Source organism: Streptomyces sindenensis (assembly GCF_014649035.1).
Classification (GTDB): domain Bacteria; phylum Actinomycetota; class Actinomycetes; order Streptomycetales; family Streptomycetaceae; genus Streptomyces; species Streptomyces sindenensis.
In genome coordinates, this window is record NZ_BMSG01000054.1 from 1 (window position 1) to 21590 (window position 21590).

The following is a 21590-nucleotide window of genomic DNA, read 5'->3' on the forward strand; positions in this document are numbered from 1 at the left end:
GCCGCCGAACAATTATTGTGGGAAAGCCCCGCACCTTCTGGTGCGGGGCTTTTCTGCGTTCCGGACCTTTACCTGAGGTCCACCCTCCACCCCCCTGCACCCGAGAGGGGAAGCTGAGGGTAAGGTCAGGGGGCATCATTGGCACGTTCTTCACAGGAGGCTCCCGGGTGGAGGTCCAGGAGACCCGGGTCCAGACGGACCGGGTCCTCACCATCCCCAACATCCTCAGCATGGCTCGCCTTGTCGGGGTACCGCTCTTCCTGTGGCTGATCCTCCGCCCCGTCTTCGGAGGTCCCAACAGCGACAACTGGGCGCTGCTGGTGCTGATGCTCAGCGGCATCAGCGACTACCTCGACGGGAAGCTCGCCCGCAAGTGGAACCAGATCAGCAGCCTGGGGCGGCTCCTGGACCCGGCGGCCGACCGCCTGTACATCCTTTCCACCCTGGTCGGCCTCACCTGGCGGGAGATCCTCCCCCTCTGGGTCACCGCGCTGCTTCTGGCCCGCGAACTGATGCTTCTCGTGATGGTGGCCATCCTGCGCCGTCACGGCTATCCGCCGCCGCAGGTCAACTTCCTCGGAAAAGCTGCAACCTTCAACCTGATGTACGCGTTCCCCTTGTTGCTGCTCAGCGACGGGAGTGGTTGGCTGGCTACACTGGCCGCTGTTTTCGGATGGGCGTTCGCAGGATGGGGTACAACGCTCTATTGGTGGGCAGGGATCCTCTATGTGGTTCAGGTCCGCCGGCTCGTGAAGGCGGACGCAGTAGCCGATTGAGCTCGTTGATGCGGTGCCGCGCAATGTGGCCGGTCCGCGGCAGATGGCGTGAATGATGCCCCGACGGGCGAAGTCGGCTGACCGTCGTCTCTTCTAGGAGGACGTTTCCGACATGAAGGCCGTCGTGATGGCTGGTGGCGAAGGCACACGTCTTCGCCCCATGACCTCGAGCATGCCCAAGCCGCTCCTGCCCGTGGCCAACAGGCCGATCATGGAGCACGTCCTGCGGCTGCTCAAGCGGCATGGGCTCAGCGAAACCGTAGTGACCGTCCAGTTCCTCGCCTCCCTCGTCAAGAACTACTTCGGGGACGGCGAGGAGCTCGGAATGGAACTCACCTATGCCAACGAGGAGAAGCCACTCGGCACCGCGGGCAGTGTGAAGAACGCCGAGGAGGCGTTGAAGGACGACACGTTCCTCGTCATTTCCGGTGACGCGCTCACCGACTTCGACCTCACCGATCTCATCGCCTTCCACAAGGAAAAGGGCGGGCTCGTCACGGTCTGTCTCACCCGGGTCCCCAATCCGCTGGAATTCGGCATCACCATCGTGGACGAGAACGGCCAGGTCGAACGCTTCCTGGAGAAGCCGACCTGGGGGCAGGTCTTCTCGGACACCGTGAACACGGGCATCTACGTCATGGAGCCCGAGGTCTTCGACTACGTCCAGGCCGACACCTCGGTCGACTGGTCCGGAGATGTCTTCCCTCAGCTGATGAAGGAGGGCAAGCCCATCTACGGCTATATCGCCGAGGGCTACTGGGAGGACGTCGGCACCCACGAGAGCTATGTGAAAGCCCAGGCGGACGTTCTGGAGCGCAAGGTCGACGTGGAGATCGACGGCTTCGAGATCTCGCCCGGAGTATGGGTCGCCGAAGGCGCCGAGGTCCACCCCGACGCCGTGCTGCGCGGACCGCTGTACATCGGCGACTACGCCAAGGTCGAGGCCGACGTCGAGATCCGCGAACACACCGTGGTCGGATCGAACGTCGTCGTCAAGACCGGGGCCTTTCTCCACAAGGCCGTGGTGCACGACAACGTCTACATCGGACAGCACAGCAATCTGCGGGGCTGCGTGGTCGGCAAGAACACCGACATCATGCGTGCGGCCCGTATCGAGGACGGCGCCGTCATCGGTGACGAATGCCTGGTCGGCGAGGAGTCGATCATCCAGGGCAACGTCCGGGTGTATCCGTTCAAGACCATCGAGGCCGGCGCGTTCGTCAACACCTCGGTCATCTGGGAGTCCCGAGGACAGGCCCACCTCTTCGGAGCGCGCGGAGTCTCCGGGATCCTGAACGTCGAGATCACCCCCGAACTGGCCGTACGCCTGGCGGGCGCCTATGCCACGACCCTCAAGAAGGGCTCGACGGTCACGACCGCCCGTGACCACTCCCGAGGCGCCCGCGCCCTCAAGCGGGCCGTCATCTCGGCCCTCCAGGCCAGCGCCATCGACGTACGCGACCTGGAGAACGTACCGCTGCCCGTCGCACGGCAGCAGACCGCCCGCGGCAGCGCGGGCGGCATCATGATCCGTACGTCGCCCGGTGTGCCCGACTCCGTGGACATCATGTTCATCGACGAGCGGGGCGCGGACCTCTCGCAGGCGCAGCAGCGCAAGCTCGACCGGGTCTACGCACGCCAGGAGTACCGCCGTGCCTTCCCCGGTGAGATCGGGGACCTGCACTTCCCGTCCAGCGTGTTCGACTCGTACACCGGGTCCCTCCTGCGGAACGTCGACGTCGAGGGCATCGCCGAATCCGGGCTCAAGGTCGTCGTCGACGCGTCCAACGGCAGCGCCGGACTCGTTCTGCCCAGCCTCCTCGGACGGCTCGGGGTGGACTCGCTGACGATCAATCCCGGGCTCGACGAGGCGCGGCCCACCGAGTCCGCCGAAACCCGGCGGGCCGGTCTGGTGCGGCTCGGGGAGATCGTGTCCTCCGCGCGGGCGGCCTTCGGGGTGCGGTTCGACCCGGTGGGCGAGCGGCTCTCTCTCGTCGACGAACTGGGACGGATCATCGAGGACGACCGGGCCCTGCTGGTCCTCCTCGATCTCGTCGCCGCCGAGCGGCGCAGCGGCCGGGTCGCCCTGCCCGTGACGACCACGCGCGTCGCCGAGCAGGTGGCGGCCTACCACGGCACCCAGGTGGAGTGGACGACCACCTCGCCCGACGACCTGACCAGGGTGGGCCGTGAAGAGGACACCATCTTCGGAGGAGACGGGCGCGGCGGGTTCATCGTTCCCGAATTCAGCAGCGTCTTCGACGGGACCGCCGCCTTCGTCCGGCTCATCGGGCTCGTCGCTCGCACCCAGCTCACCCTGAGCCAGATCGACGCCCGCATCCCCCGGGCGCACGTCCTGCGCCGCGACCTGGCGACGCCGTGGGCCGTCAAGGGGCTCGTCATGCGCCGGGTCGTCGAAGCGGCCGGAGACCGCAGCGTGGACACCACCGATGGGGTCCGGGTGGTCGAGCCGGACGGCCGGTGGATCATGGTCCTGCCCGACCGGGCGGAAGCCGTCACCCATCTGTGGGCGGAGGGGCCGGACGACGCCTCGGCCCAGGCGCTCCTCGACGAGTGGGCCGCGGTCGTGGACAGCGCGGGGGACTGATCCGGGAACGGTGCGCCGCGGCCCCCGCGCAGGGGGGCCGCGGCGCACCGGTGGGGCCATTCGGCGGCGGCCGTGATGACATGCGACGATGTGCGGCATGTCGCAGCAGTCCCCCGATCGGAGCACCGCCCCGCCGTCCGCACGCCCCGACGCCTCCATGTCGCTGCTGAACAACGTGATGGACCACAGCCTCGACGACGGGTACGCGGAGGCCTCGGCGCGGCGCAAGGCCGACGGGAGCGCGGGGCTGCCCCGGACCCTCAAGTCGAAGCTCGGGCTCGCCGCCGGACTGGTGGTGGCCGCCCTCGTGGTCACCCTCGGTGCCGCCGAGGCACGGATCTCGGCTCCGGTCGTGGCCAAGGAGCGCGAAGAGCTGATCGACCGCATCAATGCCGAGACGGAGGCCGCGGACACCCTGGAGTCGAACGTCGACGAGCTCCGCGCCGATGTGAGCGAACGTCAGCGCAAGGCTCTTGAGCAGCACGGCGGGGACCAGGGGCAGCTGGTGGCCCTGCTGGCGGGGGCGACCCCGGTCGAGGGCCCCGGCGTGAAGCTGATCGTCGACGACGCGAAGAACACCGACCAGGGAGGCGGCGGGCCCCGGGAGTCCTCGGGATTCGCCGACACCGGACGGGTGCGCGACCGCGACATGCAGCGCGTCGTCAACGGTCTGTGGGAATCCGGCGCCGAGGCCATCGCCATCAATGGGCAAAGGCTGACGGCCCTGTCGGCCATCCGGGCCGCCGGCGACGCCATACTGGTCGACAACAGACCGCTCGTACCGCCGTACACGGTGCTCGCGGTGGGGGACGGGAAGAAGCTCGCGACCGCGTTCAAGGACAGCGCCGACGGCCAGTACCTGCAGGCGCTCAAGGAGAGCTTCGACATCCGCACCAGCATCTCCGACCAGGCGAAGGTCCAGCTTCCGGCGGCGCCGAGCCTGATCGTCCGTACAGCAGAGCCGAAGGCCGCCGGCAGTGGCGCGGCAGACACAGGGAAGGGCACATCGTGATCGCCGTACTGGGCCTCGTCGTGGGAGTCGTGGTCGGACTGTTGGTCCGGCCCGAGGTACCGGCGGTGGTCGAGCCCTACCTGCCGATCGCGGTGGTCGCCGCGCTCGACGCAGTCTTCGGCGGCCTGCGGGCCATGCTCGACGGCATCTTCGTCGACAAGGTCTTCGTGGTCTCCTTCCTCTCCAACGTCGTGGTGGCCGCGCTGATCGTCTTCCTCGGCGACAAGCTGGGCGTCGGCGCCCAGCTCTCCACGGGTGTGGTGGTCGTGCTCGGCATCCGGATCTTCTCCAACGCCGCCGCGATCCGCCGGCACGTCTTCCGGGCGTGATACCGATGAACAACGAGCCGATGAACAACGACGAGAACCCCCGCAGCGAAAAGCCCGAGGGCGGCGCCTCCGCCGTCCCGGACGCCCCCGTGCCGCCGCCCCCCGCCCAGGAGACGACCGGCCGGCAGCGGCTCAAGGCGGGCCTGTGGCCGCCGAGGCTGAGCCGCGCCCAACTGATCGTCGCCGTCCTGCTGTTCGGCCTCGGCCTGGGGCTCGCCATCCAGGTGCGGTCCACCAGCGACGACAGTGCGCTGCGCGGCGCCCGGCAGGAGGACCTGGTCCGCATCCTCGACGAGGTCGACGACCGGACCCAGCGGCTGGAGGACGAGAAGCAGCGCCTGGACGACCAGCGCACCGAACTGGAGAACAGCTCCGACCAGGCCGAGGAGGCCCGGAAGCAGACGCTGGAGAAGGAACGCCAGCTCGGCATCCTCGCGGGCACCGTCGCGGCGCAGGGCCCCGGCATCACGCTGACGATCACCGACCCCGCGCGTGCGGTCGCGCCCGACATGCTGCTCGACGCCCTTCAGGAGCTGAGGGCCGCGGGGGCCGAGTCGATCGAGGTCAACGGGGTGCGGGTGGTGGCCAACACCTACTTCTCCGGGAGCGCGGGGGACGTCCAGGTCGACGGGAAGAAGATCGAAGCGCCGTACGAGTTCACGGTGATCGGCAAGCCGCAGGATCTGGAGCCCGCCCTCAACATCCCCGGCGGTGTGGTCCAGACGCTGGAGAAGGAGCAGGCCACCGTGCTCGTGGAGCGGTCCGACGACATCGTCGTCGACGCCTTGCGACCGGCGCAGCGGCCTGACTACGCTCGGTCGTCCTCCCCGTGATCGGGGCGGGCGTGGGGGCCGGTCGACCGGGTCGGACGGTTGCGGGGGGTCGCCGCACCGGATTGGTGGTGCGTGGTGGAAACTGTCGGGTGGATACGGACGTTGTGAAGATGTCCGGGTCGGCAGGTGTGTTCAATCAGGGTTCGTCCTGCCCCACGGGCGGGTCTATGTCGGTCAAGGGGAATCGCCCGTGAAGTTGTTTGCGAAGTTGTTCGGGAAGAGTGCACGCGAGGACAGCAACAGTGCTGCCCGCCACCGCGCTCCGCGCCACGCTCAGGGCGAGGAGCAGGAGGCGGAGCGTCCGCTCTTCCGCGACGAGGTGTCCGGAGCCCCGGGGGGTGACGGCGTGTCGGCTGTTGACCCTGCCGGTGCCGGACGCATAGGTTTCGGCGCACCATCAGCCTCGAGTACGGGTGGAGGGTTCACCCCGGAGGGCTCGTCGATGCCGGTCTGTACGAGGTGCGGTCACCGCAACGCGGAGGCCAGCAAGTTCTGCTCCAACTGCGGCGCGCCGCTGCGGGGCGGCGTTCCCGAGCGTGCCTCGGAGACCACGTCCACGATCTCCATTTCCGGTCTCGAGGCGTACGAGGCGGAGGCGACCGGCCAGACCGCTCTGCCCTCGCTCTCCCCGGAGGCCCAGGCGGCGGTCGACGCCCTGCCCGCGGGCTCGGCGCTCCTGGTCGTGCGGCGTGGTCCCAATTCCGGCAGCCGCTTCCTGCTCGACAGCGATCTGACCACGGCCGGCCGTCACCCGCAGAGCGACATCTTCCTCGATGACGTGACCGTGTCGCGGCGTCATGTCGAGTTCCGCAGGAGCCCGGAAGGTAGCTTCACCGTGGGCGATGTCGGCAGCCTCAACGGCACCTACGTCAACCGTGAGCGCATCGATTCGGTCCCGCTGTCCAACGGCGACGAAGTCCAGATCGGAAAGTACCGCCTGGTCTTCTATGCGAGCCCGCGGGGCGTGTGACCAGCCCCCGGACTCCGTCCGGGGGGACCCCCAGGAAGGCCCATGCTGCGAACACCGACAGGCGGTGCCGGACACGGCACCGCCACCGCGGAAGCGCGACCGATGAGCATCGGAACGGTGCTCATCCAGCTGCGCGAGGAGTTTCCCGAAGTCACCATCTCCAAGATCCGGTTCCTGGAGGCCGAGGGGCTCATCGAGCCGCAGCGCACTCCTTCCGGATACCGGAAGTTCGCCCCGCGTGATGTGGAGCGCCTGGCCCAGGTGCTCCGGATGCAGCGGGACCACTACCTGCCGTTGAAGGTCATCCGGGAGCACCTGGACGCGCTGGCCCGGGGGGAGCAGCCGGTTCTGCCCTCGCCCGGTGCGCAGCGGGACCTCACCGACGGGGTGTGGGAGGCCGGCCCCGCTGGGCCGACCGCCGCCCGGATCGGGCGGGCCGAGCTGCTCGCGGCCGCCGAGGTGGACGAGGAGCGGCTGACCGAGTGGGAGTCCTACGGGCTCATCGTCCCGTCCCCGGACGGCGGCTACGACGCCGAGATGGTGACCGTCGCCAAGCTGGTGGCGGATCTGGGTCGTTTCGGTCTGGAACCACGTCACCTTCGGGCCATGCGGGCCTCCGCCGACCGGGAGGCGGGCCTGGTGGAGCAGGTGGTCGCGCCCCTGCGCCGGCACCGTAATCCGCAGACCAGGGCCCATGCCGAGGCCACCGCGAACGAGCTCGCCGAGCTGTCCGTACGGCTGCACGCGGCGCTCGTGCAGAGCGCGCTGCGCACCCGTCTGCCATGACCTCGGCGGTGCCCGACTACCCAAACATGGCGAGCACGTCCTAGGGTTGGTGTGTGAACGAGCTCGACGTTGTCGGTGTCCGGGTGGAAATGCCCTCCAACCAGCCGATCGTTCTCCTGCGTGAAGTGGGAGGCGACCGGTACCTCCCCATTTGGATCGGTCCGGGGGAGGCGACCGCGATCGCCTTCGCCCAGCAGGGCATGGCTCCCGCCAGGCCGCTGACCCATGACCTGTTCAAGGATGTGCTCGAGGCCGTGGGCCAGGAGCTCACCGAGGTCCGCATCACGGACCTGCGCGAAGGGGTCTTCTACGCGGAGCTCGTCTTCGCCAGCGGAGTCGAGGTGAGCGCCCGGCCCTCCGACGCCATAGCGCTCGCCCTGCGGACCGGCACGCCGATCTACGGCAGTGACGGCGTGCTGGACGATGCGGGCATCGCGATCCCCGACGAGCAGGAGGACGAGGTGGAGAAGTTCCGCGAATTCCTCGACCAGATCTCTCCGGAGGACTTCGGTACGAACAGCCAGTGACCGTCCCGCGAGAGGGTGCCGTCAGCGCATCCGACAAGCCTTTCCCGGAATCGAGACACGGGAAACCACCCTCAGGGTGATTATCACTCGGCGTGCCGAGTGTGGCGATCGTTGACGCACCCCGAGTGACTGCCTACCTTCGAGTGGGCAGGTCAAGGACGGAGGTCGGCGTGAGAAGCAGCGGCGACGGAGCGGCGGCGGGTGGGCCGTATCCGCAGCACGGCAGTGGAGCCGACCACACCATCAGGCAGCCGGTTCAACCGGCGGCGGTGGCAGCGGGCGGCATGGCAGCGGCGAGCGGTGCCGACGACATCGGCTATCGCGGACCGACGGCGTGCGCGGCGGCGGGGATCACCTACCGCCAACTGGACTACTGGGCGCGTACGGGACTCGTCGAGCCCAGTGTGCGCCCGGCCTACGGGTCGGGGACCCAGCGTCTTTACAGTTTCCGCGACGTGGTCCTCCTCAAGATCGTCAAGCGGTTCCTGGACACCGGGGTCGCACTGCAGAACATCCGCACCACGGTGCAGCACCTGCGGGACCGGGGATTCCAGGATCTCGAACGTATGACGCTGATGAGTGACGGGGCGACGGTCTACGAATGCTCCTCGCCCGACGAGGTCGTCAGCCTGCTCCAGGGCGGGCAGGGCGTTTTCGGGATCGCCGTCGGCGTCGTCTGGCGGGACGTGGACGCGGCGCTGTCGCAGCTGCACGGCGAGCGGGTCGACACCGGCGAGACGCTCATCGGCCACAACCCGGCGGACGAGCTGGCGCGGCGGCGCAACCGCGCGGGCTGAGCCCCCGGACCCGGGCGGCCCGAGGCGACAGGACGACGGACACGGGACGGTCCGGTGCCCCACGGGGTGCCGGACCGTCCCGTTGTCAGTGCCGTAGGGCAGCATCGACGGTGTGAGACCCGCGCCCACCATCCTTCACCTGGACATGGACGCCTTCTACGCCTCGGCGGAGCAGGCGGCCAAGCCGAGTCTGCGCGGCAAGGCGGTCGTGGTGGGCGGCCTCGGCCCGCGCGGCGTGGTCGCCACCGCCTCGTACGAGGCCCGGCGCCTGGGCGTGCACTCGGCGATGCCCACCGCCCAGGCCCGGCGGCTCGCACCCAACGCGGCCTACCTCGTGCCCCGCTTCTCGCTGTACCGGACGGTGAGCGACCAGGTGATGGAGCTGCTGGGTCGGCTCTCCCCCCTGGTGGAGCCGCTCAGCCTGGACGAGGCCTTCGTGGACCTGGAGGCCGGCGGGACGGCCGACGACTCGGCCTCGGCCCGCGCCACGGGGGAGGGGCTGCGGGCGGCCATCCGGGCGGTGACCGGCCTCAGCGGATCCGTCGGACTGGCCGGTTCCAAGATGCTCGCCAAGATCGCCTCCGAGGAGGCGAAGCCCGACGGTCTGCTCGTCATCGAGCCGGGCACCGAGCGCGAGCTGCTCGCCCCCATGTCCGTCCGCATCCTGCCCGGGGTCGGCCCGGCCACCGGCGACCACCTCCGACGGGCCGGGATGACCACCGTCCACGACCTGGCCGAGGCGGGTGAGGCGGAGCTCGTCCGGCTGGTCGGCAAGGCCCACGGCCACGGGCTCCACCGGATGGCGCTCGGGCTCGACGACCGGCCGGTGGTCGCCGAGCGGGACGCCAAGTCCGTGTCGGTGGAGGACACCTTCGACGTGGACCTGCACGACCGGGTGCGGGTGCGCGCCGAGGTGGAGCGGCTGGCCGTGCGGTGCGTGGAGCGGCTGCGCGCCGCCGACCGGTCGGGCCGCACGGTGGTGCTGAAGGTGCGCCGCTACGACTTCTCCACGCTGACCCGCTCCGAGACGCTCAGAGGCCCCACGGACGACCCCACGGTGGTCCGCGAGGCGGCAGGGCGGCTGCTGGAGTCCGTCGACACCACGGGCGGCGTACGGCTCCTGGGCGTCGGGGTGACGGGGCTCGCCGACTACACCCAGGAGGACCTGTTCGCCCAGGCCGCCGACGCCCGGGAGCTCGCGCAGCGGGCCCTGGAACACCACGCGCCGGCCGCGGAGGGCGGGGCGGAGGAGCCCGTCCCGGAGCCCGAGGCGGACAGTGCCGAGCAGCTTGCCGCGCGGCGCTGGCCGGCCGGGCACGACGTGCACCACGAGGAGCACGGGCACGGCTGGGTGCAGGGGAGCGGGATCGGCCGGGTCACCGTCCGGTTCGAGGAACCGTGGAGCGCACCCGGCCGGGTCCTCACCTTCCGGATCGACGACCCGCTGCTGCGGCCCGCCGATCCCCTGCCGCTCGTCCGCGAAGTGCCCGACTACTCCTCCTGGCCCGCCAGCCTGCCGAAGTCCCGGTCGTCGGGCGCCGGGGCCTCCGAGGGCGGGGAGTCCAGCCCGTAATGCCGGTAGAGCTGGAGCTCCTGCTCGGGCGACAGGTGCCGCCCTACGCCGAAGTCCGGCGCGCCCTTGATCAACGTCCGGTCGAAGGGGACGTGCAGCGCGTCCTCGACGAATTCGCTGGGCTCCAGCGGGACGAAGGCGTCCCTGCTGAACAGGCCGGTGCGCACGGCCGCCCACTCGGGCACACCCGTCGCGTCGTCGAGATAGACCTCATCCACCGTTCCGATCTTGGTGCCCTTGCGATCGAAGGCCTTGCGGCCGATCAGGCGGCGCGGATCGATGTCCGTCTGCACGGTGCCTCCCACTGGTCTCGGACCGCTCACGGCGGTCCTGTCGCTCCACCAGCACCAGACAAATGCAGATCCGTGGTGTCGGCCACTCGAAAGCTCCGGCGCGGAGGCCGCTGGTACGCTGGCAGTGGCTGCTGACCCCGTGCGGGAGAGTCCTCCGGTGGAGAATCCGGAGGCGCCGAAGGAGCAACTCCTCCCCGGAATCTCTCAGGCCCCCGTACCGCACGGACGAGGTCACTCTGGAAAGCAGGGCGGATCCGTGCGGGCGCAGGCCCACGTGGACCCGACCCTCACCGACGGTGAAAATCGGCGCGCCCCCGGGCGGGCCGGTGAAGCTCTCAGGTTGAGATGACAGAGGGGGAGGCCGTTCGGGCACCCGCGCCGTGGTGCCCCTCGCAGGTCGTGACAGACCAGGAGGCCTCCACCATGACCCCCCGTCGCACTCCGCTCTCCCAGCTGGAGCAGGGCATTTTGTTCGAGCAGCGCCACATAGGGCCCGATGCCGAGGCCCAGGCGAAGATGCTCGCCCAGGTCGGCTACGGCTCCCTCGACGAGCTGACCGCCGCCGCGGTGCCCGACGTGATCAAGAGTGCGGAGGCCCTGAACCTTCCCTCGGCGCGCACCGAGGCGGAGGTGCTGGCCGAGCTGCGCTCGCTGGCCGACCGCAACGAGGTGCTGGCCCCGATGATCGGCCTCGGCTACTACGGCACCTTCACGCCGCCTGTCATCCTGCGCAACGTCATGGAGAACCCCGCGTGGTACACGGCCTACACGCCGTACCAGCCGGAGATCTCCCAGGGCCGCCTCGAAGCCCTCCTGAACTTCCAGACGATGGTCGCCGAGCTGACCGGGCTGCCCACCTCCGGCGCCTCCCTGCTCGACGAGGGCACCGCGGCCGCCGAGGCGATGGCCCTCTCCCGGCGCGTCGGCAAGGTCAAGAAGGGCGTCTTCCTGGTCGACGCCGACACCCTGCCGCAGACCGTCGCGGTCATCGAGACCCGCGCCGAGCCGACCGGTGTCGAGGTCGTCGTCGCCGACCTGAGCGAGGGCATCCCCGCCGAGATCGCCGAGCGCGGCGTCTTCGGCGTCCTGCTCCAGTACCCGGGCGCCTCCGGTGCCGTGCGCGCCATCGAGCCCGTCATCGAGCAGGCCCACGAACTGGGCGCGATCGTCACCGTCGCCGCCGACCTGCTGGCCCTCACGCTGCTCACCTCGCCCGGCGCGCTCGGCGCCGACATCGCGGTCGGCACCACCCAGCGCTTCGGTGTCCCGATGGGCTTCGGCGGCCCGCACGCCGGCTTCATGGCGGTCCGCGAGAAGTTCGCCCGCTCCCTGCCCGGCCGCCTCGTCGGCGTCTCCGTCGACGCCGACGGCAACAAGGCCTACCGCCTGGCCCTCCAGACCCGCGAGCAGCACATCCGCCGCGAGAAGGCCACCAGCAACATCTGTACCGCACAGGTGCTGCTCGCCGTGATGGCCGGGATGTACGCGGTCTACCACGGACCCGAGGGGCTGCGGACGATCGCCCGGCGCACCCACCGCTACGCCGCGATCCTCGCCGACGGTCTGCGCACCGCCGGGGCCGACGTCGTGCACGGCGCGTTCTTCGACACCCTGACCGTCCGGGTCCCCGGCAAGGCCGCCGGTATCGTCGCCGACGCCCGCGAGCGCGGGGTCAATCTCCGGCTCGTCGACGCCGACCACGTCTCCATCGCCTGCGACGAGACCACCACCCGCTCCCAGATCTCCGCCGTCTGGGCGGCCTTCGGCGCCGAGGGCGACGTCGAGGCGCTGGACGCCACGGTCGCCGACGCGCTGCCCGAGGCGCTGCTGCGCTCCGACGACATCCTGACCCACCCGGTCTTCCACCAGCACCGCTCCGAGACCGCGATGCTGCGCTACCTGCGCAAGCTCGCCGACCGCGACTACGCGCTGGACCGCGGCATGATCCCGCTCGGCTCCTGCACCATGAAGCTGAACGCGACCGCCGAGATGGAGTCGATCACCTGGCCCGAGTTCGGCGCGCTGCACCCCTTCGCACCGGCCGAGCAGGCGCAGGGCTTCCTCACCCTCATCCGTGAGCTGGAGGAGCGCCTGGCCGAGGTCACCGGCTACGACGCGGTCTCCATCCAGCCCAACGCGGGCTCCCAGGGCGAGTTCGCCGGTCTGCTGGCCGTCCGGGCGTACCACCGGGCCAACGGCGACGACCAGCGCACCGTCTGCCTCATCCCGTCCTCCGCGCACGGCACCAACGCCGCCAGCGCCGTCATGGCGGGCATGAAGGTCGTCGTGGTGAAGACCGCCGACGACGGCGAGGTCGACATCGCGGACCTGCGCGCCAAGATCGAGCAGCACCGCGACGAGCTGGCCGTCCTCATGATCACCTACCCGTCCACGCACGGGGTGTTCGAGGAGCACGTCGCCGACATCTGCGGCGAGGTGCACGACGCGGGCGGCCAGGTCTACGTCGACGGCGCCAACCTCAACGCTCTGGTCGGGCTCGCCAAGCCCGGCAAGTTCGGCGGCGACGTCTCGCACCTGAACCTGCACAAGACCTTCTGCATCCCGCACGGCGGCGGCGGCCCCGGCGTCGGCCCGGTCGGCGTCCGCGCCCACCTCGCCCCGTACCTCCCCAACCACCCGCTCCAGCCCGGCGCGGGCCCGGAGACCGGTGTGGGCCCGATCTCGGCCGCCCCGTGGGGCTCCGCGGGCATTCTGCCGATCTCGTGGGCGTACGTCCGTCTGATGGGCGGCGAGGGCCTCAAGCGGGCCACGCAGGTCGCGGTGCTGGCCGCGAACTACATCGCCAAGCGCCTGGAGCCGCACTTCCCGATCCTGTACAACGGCCCGGCCGGACTGGTCGCGCACGAGTGCATCGTGGACCTGCGCCCGATCTCCAAGGCGACCGGCGTCTCCATCGACGACGTCGCCAAGCGCCTGATCGACTACGGCTTCCACTCGCCGACCATGTCGTTCCCGGTGGCCGGCACGCTGATGATCGAGCCGACCGAGAGCGAGGACCTCGCGGAGCTCGACCGGTTCTGCGACACCATGATCGCGATCCGCGCCGAGATCGAGAAGGTCGCCTCGGGGGAGTGGAGCGCGGACGACAACCCGCTGACCAACGCCCCGCACACCGCCGCCGCGCTCGGCGGTGACTGGGAGCACGGCTACAGCCGCGAGGAGGCCGTCTTCCCGACCGGGGTGTCCGCCGCCGACAAGTACTGGCCGCCGGTGCGCCGCATCGACGGGGCCTTCGGCGACCGGAACCTGGTCTGCTCCTGCCCGCCGCTCGACGAGTACGACAACTGAATCAGCCTGTCGTAGGGCGTGCGCCGTGAGCGGCGCGCGCCGGACATGCGTCGGGGCCGGTGCGGAGATCTCTCCGGGCCGGCCCCTTTTCCCTTACGACTTCTTCCGTACGGCCGCTCTCTCAGGCGGCCTTCACCACACGGCCGGCTGCCAGCGGCCGGTGCGGGGCGATGATCTGCCCGTCGGGCAGCAGTTCGCCGGTGTCCTCGAAGAGCAGGACGCCGTTGCACAGGAGGCTCCACCCCTGTTCGGGGTGGTGGGCCGTCAGGCGGGCGGCCTCCCGGTCGGGCGAATCAGCGGTGGGGCAGGGTGGCTGGTGCTGGCACATGGATGGGTTCTTTCGCTGCGTCGAGTCGAATGTCCTGCGGCTGGATGAGTCGTTCATGGCCGCCCCCGTATCAGTCGGTCCGGTCCCAGTGTTGCCCTACGGGGAAGAATCCGCAGGGATTTCGCTGCAGCACCCGTACTCCTCCCATGACGCGTCACCCGCGCGGACGGTTCACCGCAACTGCACAGTCCCTTTGGGTGGTTCGGGGTGGCCGGATGGGGCTAGTCCGAGTGGGCAGCACAGCGCCCCCGCAGTGACCCCTTCCGCCGCCCGGCGTGCGGAGGGCGGAAGGGGCGCCACGGGGGCGCTGTGCCGGGCCGGGCCGACGTCGGTCAGGCCGAGCTGAGGAGCGGCCCCGGGGCCACTCGCAGCGAGATGACGGGCAGCAGATCGGCGACCCGGTGCGGGCGGTGCGCGGCGATGCCCGGCGGGGCCGGCGCCAGGGGCACCAGGACGTCCGTCGGCGCGAGCACCCCGCCGGAGGGATCGGCCTCGGTGTCGCCGTGCAGCCACAGGGTGAGCATGTACAGCTCCGGGATGGACAGCAGCCGGGCCTGGCAGCCGGTGGCCGATGCCTCCGCCTGCCGGACGGCCAGCTCCGTCGAGGCGAGGTAGGGGCCCTCGAAGAAGTGCGAGAACGTCCAGCCGTCGGGAGTGAGCACGGTGTCCGCCGCGGCGACGGCGCGGCCCTCGCTCCGGATCAGGAAACGCCAGGCCGCCAGGCGGGTCAGCGGCGCGGCCCCGGTGGGGGCGATCCGGTCCAGCACATGCACGGGGAGCGGTAGTTCGGGGCTCAGCGGTCCCTGGACGGACCGGAGAGCGGAGGTGCGGGCTTCGCGGACGGCGGTGGGAGAACCGAGGGCCGCGAGAACGCTGCGCAGGGCGGGCGCGGGAGCCGAGGGAACATGCAGCGGCATAGTGGGTCGCCTCTCACTTCGGAGACACGGTGGAGCGTGGGCGGGTGCAGACAGCGCTGTCGGCGTGCGGGCCAGAGGAGGCCGGTGACGGGCGAGTCGTATCAACTCTCTGCCTCGTTGAGCGGAGTTTATATGACGCGTGTTCACACAGTGTTTCCACTAGCAGTCGGGGATATGCCACGCAAGGCGTCATCCGGCCTTCGAAACGCGGTATTCCTGAGGATTTGATCTGCTGCGGTCGACTCCGACCTGGCGCTCTTCCGGTGGCACGGACGGCCGAAACTCGTCGGTGTTTTCACCGCGCATGATCCGGCCGCAAATGCCTCGTGTCCCATGCCATGGGAATGTGCCCCCGGGTCTCCTGAAACCAGACTATCGGGTATCGGAGGCCCGTGGGGGCGTTACGGATCACTCTCGCTGGGCATTATCGATCGTGATGCGAGCGGCCTGGCCCGCGGGCCGCCCACTGGAGGAGGGACCCCTCGATGGGGGAGAAGGTCGTGGCGGGAGCCGTTGACCTGTCCGATCGACAGGAGTACCGGACGAAGCTCAACCGGTGCCTGGAGGGGCTGGGGAGGCTTCTGGAGGAGCGGAGGTTCGACCGTCCGCGGAACCTGATGGGGCTGGAGATAGAGCTGAATCTCGCGGGTTCCGACGGGCTGCCCCGGATGATGAATCAGCAGGTGCTCCGGCGCATCGCGAGCCGGGATTTCCAGACCGAACTGGGGATGTTCAATCTCGAAGTGAATATCGTCCCGCACCGCCTCGGCGGCCGGGTATTCGATCAGCTCTCGGAGGAGTTGCGGACCGGACTCGCCTATGCGCACCGGAAGGCGGGTGAGGTCGACGCGGGGATCGTGATGATCGGAATCCTGCCCACCCTGGGGGAGCACGACGTGGTGTCCGCGAATCTCTCGGACGTGGACCGCTACACCCTGCTCAACGACCAAATGGCGGCCGCCCGGGGGGAGGATTTCTCCCTGGATATCGAAGGCGTCGAGCGATTGGTCTGCACCTCGCCCTCGATCGCCCCGGAATCGGCCTGCACCTCGGTCCAGCTGCATCTCCAGGTGACGCCGGCCCGGTTCGCCGACGTCTGGAACGCCGCGCAGGCGATCACCGGCGTCCAGATCGCGCTGGGCGCCAACGCCCCCTTCCTGTTCGGCAAGGAGCTGTGGCGCGAGTCCCGGCCGCCCCTGTTCCAGCAGGCCACCGACGTACGGCCGCCGGAGCTGGCGAACCAGGGGGTACGCCCCAGGACCTGGTTCGGGGAGCGCTGGATCGGCTCCGCGCACGAGCTGTTCGAGGAGAACCTGCGGTACTTCCCGCCGCTCCTGCCGATCTGCGACGACGAGGACCCCCTGGCGGTGCTGGACGAGGGCGGGGTGCCCGGGCTGGGCGAGCTGGTGCTGCACAACGGCACCGTCTACCGCTGGAACCGCCCGGTGTACGGGATCGCCGACGGCGTTCCCCATCTGCGGGTGGAGAACCGCGTCCTGCCCGCCGGTCCGACGGTCACCGACGTGATCGCCAACGCCGCGTTCTACTACGGGCTCGTACGGGCGCTCGCCGAGGAGTCCCGGCCGGTGTGGAGCCGGCTGCCGTTCGAGGCCGCCGAGGAGAATTTCACCGAGGCCTGCCGGCACGGCATCGAGGCCGAGCTGCTCTGGCCCCGGCCGGGCCGCTCCGGCACCCTGGCCAGGGTCCCCGCCGTACAGCTGGTGCTGGAGGAGCTGCTGCCGCTGGCCGCCGCCGGCCTGGACGCCTGGCACATCGAGCCCGCGGACCGGGACCGCTACCTCGGCGTGATCGAGCAGCGGTGCAGGCGGCGCGTCAACGGGGCCTCCTGGCAGGTCGCCACGTACGACCGGGCCCTGGACGCCGGGCTCGGACGGGAGGCGGCACTCGCGGCCATGACGCGGCGCTACGCCGAGCTGATGCACGCGGGGGAGCCGGTGCACACCTGGCCGGTGGGCTTCCCGGCGCCCTGAGGGCGGTCGTACGCGGGGGGCGACGGGACCGGCCGATGGGCCCGTCGCTCCGGTGCGTTCGGTCGGGCCCGCGCTCCGGTGGGCAGGGCCGGGCCTGCGGCTTCGGTGCGGTCGGGCGCGTCGCTCCGGTGCGGCCGGGCCCGTCGCTCCGGTGCGGCCTGCGACGCCGTCGCGTTGGTGCGGTGCGGCCGGTCCGGGCCCCTCACTCCTGGGCGGCGCGGCCGTTCTGACCCGCCGCCATGATGGCCTGGAGGATCACCGCCTGGATCTCCGCCGGGTCGCTCACCTCGTAGCCGTCGCCGCCGGTGACCCGGGCGATCTCGGCGACCTCGTCGCGGTCCGCGTCCGGGCCCACCGCGATCGCGATGACCGGGACGGGCCGCTCCGGGTCGACGAGCTCCTTCAGCTCCGCGACGAGCCCGCTGCGCGAGATGCCGTTCGCGTCCTGGTTGGAGCCGTCGGTGAGGATCACCAGGGCGTTGAACTTCCCCTTCACATACGTCGACCGTGCCTCCTTGTACGAGGCCAGCGTCGTGTCGTACAGCCCGGTGGCACCGCCGGGCACCGGCTGGAGCCCCGCGAACGCGGCTGTGAGCTTCTCCCGGTGGGTCCCGCCGTCCGCCGCCCGGTCGCCGAGCCGCTTCGTCTCCATGAGCCGCCGGTAGTCCTTCTCACCGTTCAGCGTGGTGGCGAACTCCCACAGCCCGATCTCGTCGTCGGGCGTGAACTGGTCCAGCGCCTGGATCAGCGACTCCTTGGTGACGTCCATCCGGGACTGGCCCCGCCCCGGCACCGGTGTCGCCATGGAGCCCGAGGCGTCGACCACCGTGGTCAGCCGGGCGCTCTGCACGGTGATCGTCCACATCCCCAGCGTCTCCCGGAGCGCCTCGGCCGAAGGCGCCTCGGCGGCCGGTTCCGCGTACGGCTGGGGCTTCCTGCCGCCGGCCGCCGCGACGAGGGAGTCCTCCGCGCTGCCGTCACCGGCCCGGAACCCGTGCTCGGCGAACGTGGCCCGAGCCTCCCGGTCGCCCAGCAGGTTCATGAAGCGCAGGGCCGCGCGGGACTCCGTGGTGCTCAGCCGCGCCTCGTTCACCAGCGTGTACGGGTAGTCGAGCAGCGGAGTCCCGTCCTCCGGGTAGAAGAGGTCCAGCTTGCCGGCGCCGGTCGCCTCCGCGTTGTGGGCGAAGGCCGCCTGCTCGGAGATCAGGACCGCCTGGTTGCGCTTCGGATTGCCCTCCTCCGCCCCGGACGTGCTCCGCGCCAGGGTCTCCAGCACCTGTGCGTCGCTGTTCGACATCCGCTCGGCGAGCACCTTCGCGGTCTGGGCGACCCGGGTGTCGCTGTCCCCGCCCTGCCGCGCGGACGAGGCTCCGATGCCGGCCAGCGCCAGCAGTCCGGTGGCGCTGCGCGCCGGGTCCGCGGCGCCGAGGCGTACCCGGTCCGAGCCGAGCGCCCCGGCCACCAACTCGGCCCAGGTGTAGGTCTTGCGGGGCCAGCCCAGGGCCCGCGAGGCGGACGGCACCATGGCCAGGGCCACGGGGGAGGAGGCCACGGGGTCGGACGGCGAGACGGGGACGCCCTCGCCGAGCCCCTTGGCCCGCTCCAGCCACAGATCGGAGTCGGGCAGCCAGACCTGGAAGCCGGGCTCCGTGTCACCCGCCGCGAGGGCCTCGGCGACCTTGTGCGAGTCCCGGGCCAGCACCTCCACCGCGAGGCAGCGGCCGTCGGCCCTCACCTCGTCCGCGCGGGCCTGCTCGGCTATGGAACGTACGGCGGGGGCGATGTCCGGGGACGCGACCACGGAGAGGTGCACCGAGGAGTCCTCGCAGGACTCGGAGAACGACAACAGGCCGCCCTTGGCCGCGACAGCCGTTCCCGTCGCCACGGCGAGGACGAGCAGGGTGGCGATGGCGACCGTACGGCGTCGGCGCCGGGTGCTCGGGTGGCCCCGGCGTCCCTCCGCCGCGTGGCTGTCGGGCAAGCTATGACGTCCCATGTCGGTGGTACCCCTCCTTGAGGATCAAACAAGGAAAAGGGGGACCCGACCATCAGCGATGGTGGTCGTCCCCCGGCCTGTCGCGCATGATCTTCGTACCTGTATTCGAGACCCTAGCGGGACGGTCGGTGGGATGAGACGCGATTGCAGAACAGAAGGCAGGTGTGCAGGTGGAGGCCGGGCGCGTGGCTGATTCTTATCCCCAAGAGGCCGTGTCACGGGGGATCTTGCGGTCCGAGGTCGTGCTGGTCCTGGCGCTCTCCTTGGGCGCCAGCGCACTCTCGGCCCTCATCAGTTTCGTCGGATCCCTGACGAAACCGGGAGGATTGAAGGACCAGGCGGCGACGCTCAACGGTTCGTACGCTCCGGGCCGCCCATGGCTTGATCTGGCCTGGCAAATGTTCGGGATCGCAACGGCACTGGTGCCGGTCGCGCTGGTCGCGCATCTGCTGATCCGGGAGGGGGCGGGCCTGCGGGCCATCGGGTTCGACCGGGCCAGGCCCTGGTCCGACCTCGGCCGGGGAACCCTCGTCGCGGCCGGCATCGGCAGCGCGGGCCTCGCCTTCTACCTCGTGGCCCGCGCCACCGGGTTCAACCTGACGGTCGTTCCCGAGTCCCTGCCCGACGTCTGGTGGAAGTTCCCCGTACTGATCCTCTCGGCGATCCAGAACTCCGTGGTGGAGGAGGTCATCGTCGTCGGGTATCTGCTGCGCAGGCTCGGGCAGTTGGGCTGGACGCCGACGGCCGCCCTGGTGGCCAGCTCCGTACTGCGCGGGTCCTACCACCTGTACCAGGGGATCGGCGGCTTCATCGGCAACGTGGTGATGGGCGTCGTCTTCGTCCTGCTCTACCGCCGCTGCGGCCGGGTGGGCCCGCTGGTCGTCGCGCACGCGCTCCTCGACATCGGGGCGTTCGTCGGGTACGCGCTGCTCGCGGGCCGGGTGGACTGGCTGCCGACGCCGTAGGGTCCCCGTGGCGGCCAGGGGTTCCGGGGTTCAGAAGGTGGTGAGCAGTTCGCCGTCGATCACCGTGACGGCGGTGCCGGTCAGCAGGGTGCGCTCGCCGCGCAGCGCGGTGCGGACCAGCCCCGAGCGCGCGGACGCCTGGAGCCCGGTGAGGTCGTCGCGGCCGAGGCGGGCCGACCAGAAGGGGGCCAGCGCGGTGTGGGCGCTGCCGGTGACCGGGTCCTCGTCGATGCCGACGCCGGGGAAGAAGCCGCGCGAGACGTAGTCGTAGCCCCGGGCGGGGTCCTCGGCCGTGGCGGTGGCGATGACGCCGCGCCGGGAGTGGGCCGCCAGGGCGGTGAAGTCCGGGGCGAGCGCCCGTACGGTCGCCTCGTCACGGAGTTCGACGAGCAGGTCACCGATGTGCTCGCCGGTGGCGTGCACCGAGACGGGGTCGGCCCCGAGGGCGTCGGCGAGTCCGTACGGCACCGGCTCCTCGGACAGCGGGGAGGTGGGGAAGTCCAGGGTGAGGGACCCGTCCGGGTGGGCGGTCGCGCTGAGGATCCCGCAGCGCGCGGTGAAGCGCACCGGGCCGGTGGCCAGCCCCGTGGTGTGCAGGACATGGGCGGTGGCGAGCGTCGCGTGCCCGCACATGTCGACCTCGGCGGCCGGGGTGAACCAGCGCAGCGCCCAGTCGGCCGCGTCGCCCGGCGGCAGCGGGTGGGCGAAGGCCGTCTCGGAGAGGTTGACCTCGGCGGCGATCTCCTGAAGGCGTTCGGCGGCCGGGAACGAGCCGCCCTCCAGCAGGAGCACACCGGCGGGGTTGCCGGAGAAGGGGCGGTCGGTGAAGGCGTCGACGATGCGAATTCTCATGTGCCGACCGTAGGACGGCGGCGCGGAGGGCGGCCAAGGCCAATTCGCGGTGTCTGGCCCCTGTCCCGCCGCACAGGCCGGGCCGGACGGGCCGGACGGGCCCGGGGGTTCGCCGTACGGGGGTGCCGACGGCGGTCCGGGCCGCGCGCGGTCCTGTGGCACCCGGCAGAGCCCAAGCCCTTCGACGGGCCGGTCGCAGGAGACGGACGGAGGCGTCGCGTCCGCCGGTCCGGCCCCGGCGCGCCGGACCGTCGGACGAGGCCGCGTCAGGCCACGGCGGTGCCCTCCAGCTCGACCATCAGCCCGGGGACCGCCAGCCGCGTCACCCCGAGCATGGTGCTGGCCGGTGCCACCCCGGCCGCGCCCAGCCGTCCCGCCAGCGTGCCGTAGTGCTGGAGGAGCAGATCGACGTCGGTCGTGAAGACGTTGAGCCGGACGAGGTTCGCGAGGGACATGCCGGCCTCGCTCAGGACGGCCTCCAGATTGTCGACGCTCAGCGCCAACTGGGCCGCCATGTCACCGTCGTGCCGGGGCTTGCCGTCGTCGCCCGTCGCGGTCTGCCCCGCGATGTACAGGGTCCGGGACTGCCCGGAGACGAGTTCGCCCTGGTTGAAGCCCAGGTCAACGGACCAGGTCACCGGGTTGACGGCCGTTCGTTCCACTGCCACTTCAGCTCCGTTCGATCGAGAGGGTGCGTGCGTACGTGCGTAGGTGCGTACGTCGTGAGA

The 21590-nt window shown here is 70.7% G+C and carries 19 protein-coding genes and 1 riboswitch; of the genes, 13 read left to right on the forward strand and 6 right to left on the reverse strand.

Features of this window, described 5'->3' with window-relative positions:
• Nucleotides 1-167: 167 nt before the first annotated feature.
• The 10 genes from clsA (at nucleotide 168) to IE145_RS32280 (ending at nucleotide 10211) form a co-directional block, all read left to right on the forward strand.
• Nucleotides 168-776 (forward strand): cardiolipin synthase ClsA, encoded by a 609-nt coding sequence (gene clsA, locus IE145_RS32235; protein WP_006123083.1) that lies wholly within the window; start codon nucleotides 168-170, stop codon nucleotides 774-776.
• Between the two features lie 112 nt (nucleotides 777-888).
• Nucleotides 889-3384 (forward strand): mannose-1-phosphate guanyltransferase, encoded by a 2496-nt coding sequence (locus IE145_RS32240; RefSeq protein ID WP_189528975.1) that lies wholly within the window; start codon nucleotides 889-891, stop codon nucleotides 3382-3384.
• Between the two features lie 97 nt (nucleotides 3385-3481).
• A complete protein-coding gene (locus IE145_RS32245; protein WP_189528976.1) occupies nucleotides 3482-4396 on the forward strand; it encodes a DUF881 domain-containing protein in 915 nt (304 codons plus the stop codon).
• The gene (locus IE145_RS32250) at nucleotides 4393-4725 is read left to right on the forward strand and encodes a small basic family protein (RefSeq protein ID WP_003970459.1); all 333 of its coding nucleotides are present in this window, start codon (nucleotides 4393-4395) and stop codon (nucleotides 4723-4725) included. Before IE145_RS32245 ends, IE145_RS32250 begins: the two co-directional genes overlap by 4 nt.
• A gap of 20 nt (nucleotides 4726-4745) precedes the next feature.
• A complete protein-coding gene (locus tag IE145_RS32255) occupies nucleotides 4746-5558 on the forward strand; it encodes a DUF881 domain-containing protein (protein ID WP_189528993.1) in 813 nt (270 codons plus the stop codon).
• Between the two features lie 190 nt (nucleotides 5559-5748).
• Nucleotides 5749-6528, forward strand: coding sequence for an FHA domain-containing protein (locus IE145_RS32260; RefSeq protein WP_189528977.1), 780 nt, complete (start codon nucleotides 5749-5751; stop codon nucleotides 6526-6528).
• A 42-nt stretch (nucleotides 6529-6570) separates the two neighbouring features.
• Nucleotides 6571-7314, forward strand: coding sequence for a transcriptional regulator FtsR (gene ftsR / locus IE145_RS32265; protein WP_189528978.1), 744 nt, complete (start codon nucleotides 6571-6573; stop codon nucleotides 7312-7314).
• 53 nt (nucleotides 7315-7367) lie between these two features.
• Nucleotides 7368-7841 (forward strand): bifunctional nuclease family protein, encoded by a 474-nt coding sequence (locus IE145_RS32270; protein WP_006123076.1) that lies wholly within the window; start codon nucleotides 7368-7370, stop codon nucleotides 7839-7841.
• A gap of 170 nt (nucleotides 7842-8011) precedes the next feature.
• Nucleotides 8012-8638 (forward strand): MerR family transcriptional regulator, encoded by a 627-nt coding sequence (locus tag IE145_RS32275; protein WP_023607976.1) that lies wholly within the window; start codon nucleotides 8012-8014, stop codon nucleotides 8636-8638.
• Nucleotides 8639-8750: 112 nt separating this feature from the next.
• Nucleotides 8751-10211 (forward strand): DNA polymerase IV, encoded by a 1461-nt coding sequence (locus IE145_RS32280; protein WP_189528979.1) that lies wholly within the window; start codon nucleotides 8751-8753, stop codon nucleotides 10209-10211.
• On the opposite strand, the gene IE145_RS32285 is transcribed toward IE145_RS32280, so the two are convergent.
• Nucleotides 10130-10504, reverse strand: coding sequence for a PRC-barrel domain-containing protein (locus IE145_RS32285; protein ID WP_189528980.1), 375 nt, complete (start codon nucleotides 10502-10504; stop codon nucleotides 10130-10132). The genes IE145_RS32280 and IE145_RS32285 overlap by 82 nt on opposite strands.
• A 132-nt stretch (nucleotides 10505-10636) precedes the next feature.
• A riboswitch (glycine riboswitch) is annotated at nucleotides 10637-10734 on the forward strand.
• A gap of 193 nt (nucleotides 10735-10927) precedes the next feature.
• Between IE145_RS32285 and gcvP the strand changes: the two genes are divergently transcribed.
• Nucleotides 10928-13813: an aminomethyl-transferring glycine dehydrogenase gene (gene gcvP / locus IE145_RS32290; protein ID WP_189528981.1), complete on the forward strand. Its 2886-nt coding sequence runs from the start codon at nucleotides 10928-10930 to the stop codon at nucleotides 13811-13813.
• A gap of 121 nt (nucleotides 13814-13934) precedes the next feature.
• Here gcvP and IE145_RS32295 read toward each other — a convergent pair whose 3' ends face one another.
• Nucleotides 13935-14141, reverse strand: a complete 207-nt coding sequence (locus tag IE145_RS32295; protein WP_007452228.1) for a DUF5999 family protein — start codon at nucleotides 14139-14141, stop codon at nucleotides 13935-13937.
• A gap of 332 nt (nucleotides 14142-14473) precedes the next feature.
• Nucleotides 14474-15058: a hypothetical protein gene (locus IE145_RS32300; RefSeq protein WP_006123068.1), complete on the reverse strand. Its 585-nt coding sequence runs from the start codon at nucleotides 15056-15058 to the stop codon at nucleotides 14474-14476.
• Nucleotides 15059-15543: 485 nt separating this feature from the next.
• Between IE145_RS32300 and IE145_RS32305 the strand changes: the two genes are divergently transcribed.
• Nucleotides 15544-17049 carry a glutamate-cysteine ligase family protein gene (locus IE145_RS32305; RefSeq protein WP_189528982.1) on the forward strand — a complete coding sequence of 502 codons (1506 nt, stop codon included), beginning with the start codon at nucleotides 15544-15546 and terminating at the stop codon, nucleotides 17047-17049.
• Between the two features lie 202 nt (nucleotides 17050-17251).
• On the opposite strand, the gene IE145_RS32310 is transcribed toward IE145_RS32305, so the two are convergent.
• A complete protein-coding gene (locus tag IE145_RS32310) occupies nucleotides 17252-19045 on the reverse strand; it encodes a substrate-binding and VWA domain-containing protein (protein WP_229826009.1) in 1794 nt (597 codons plus the stop codon).
• 185 nt (nucleotides 19046-19230) lie between these two features.
• On the opposite strand from IE145_RS32310, the gene IE145_RS32315 reads away from it, so the two are divergent.
• Nucleotides 19231-20010 (forward strand): CPBP family intramembrane glutamic endopeptidase, encoded by a 780-nt coding sequence (locus IE145_RS32315; RefSeq protein WP_189528983.1) that lies wholly within the window; start codon nucleotides 19231-19233, stop codon nucleotides 20008-20010.
• Nucleotides 20011-20040: 30 nt separating this feature from the next.
• Here IE145_RS32315 and IE145_RS32320 read toward each other — a convergent pair whose 3' ends face one another.
• Nucleotides 20041-20862 carry a PhzF family phenazine biosynthesis protein gene (locus tag IE145_RS32320; RefSeq protein ID WP_189528984.1) on the reverse strand — a complete coding sequence of 274 codons (822 nt, stop codon included), beginning with the start codon at nucleotides 20860-20862 and terminating at the stop codon, nucleotides 20041-20043.
• Between the two features lie 266 nt (nucleotides 20863-21128).
• Nucleotides 21129-21524 carry a RidA family protein gene (locus IE145_RS32325; RefSeq protein WP_189528995.1) on the reverse strand — a complete coding sequence of 132 codons (396 nt, stop codon included), beginning with the start codon at nucleotides 21522-21524 and terminating at the stop codon, nucleotides 21129-21131.
• Nucleotides 21525-21590: the final 66 nt, after the last annotated feature.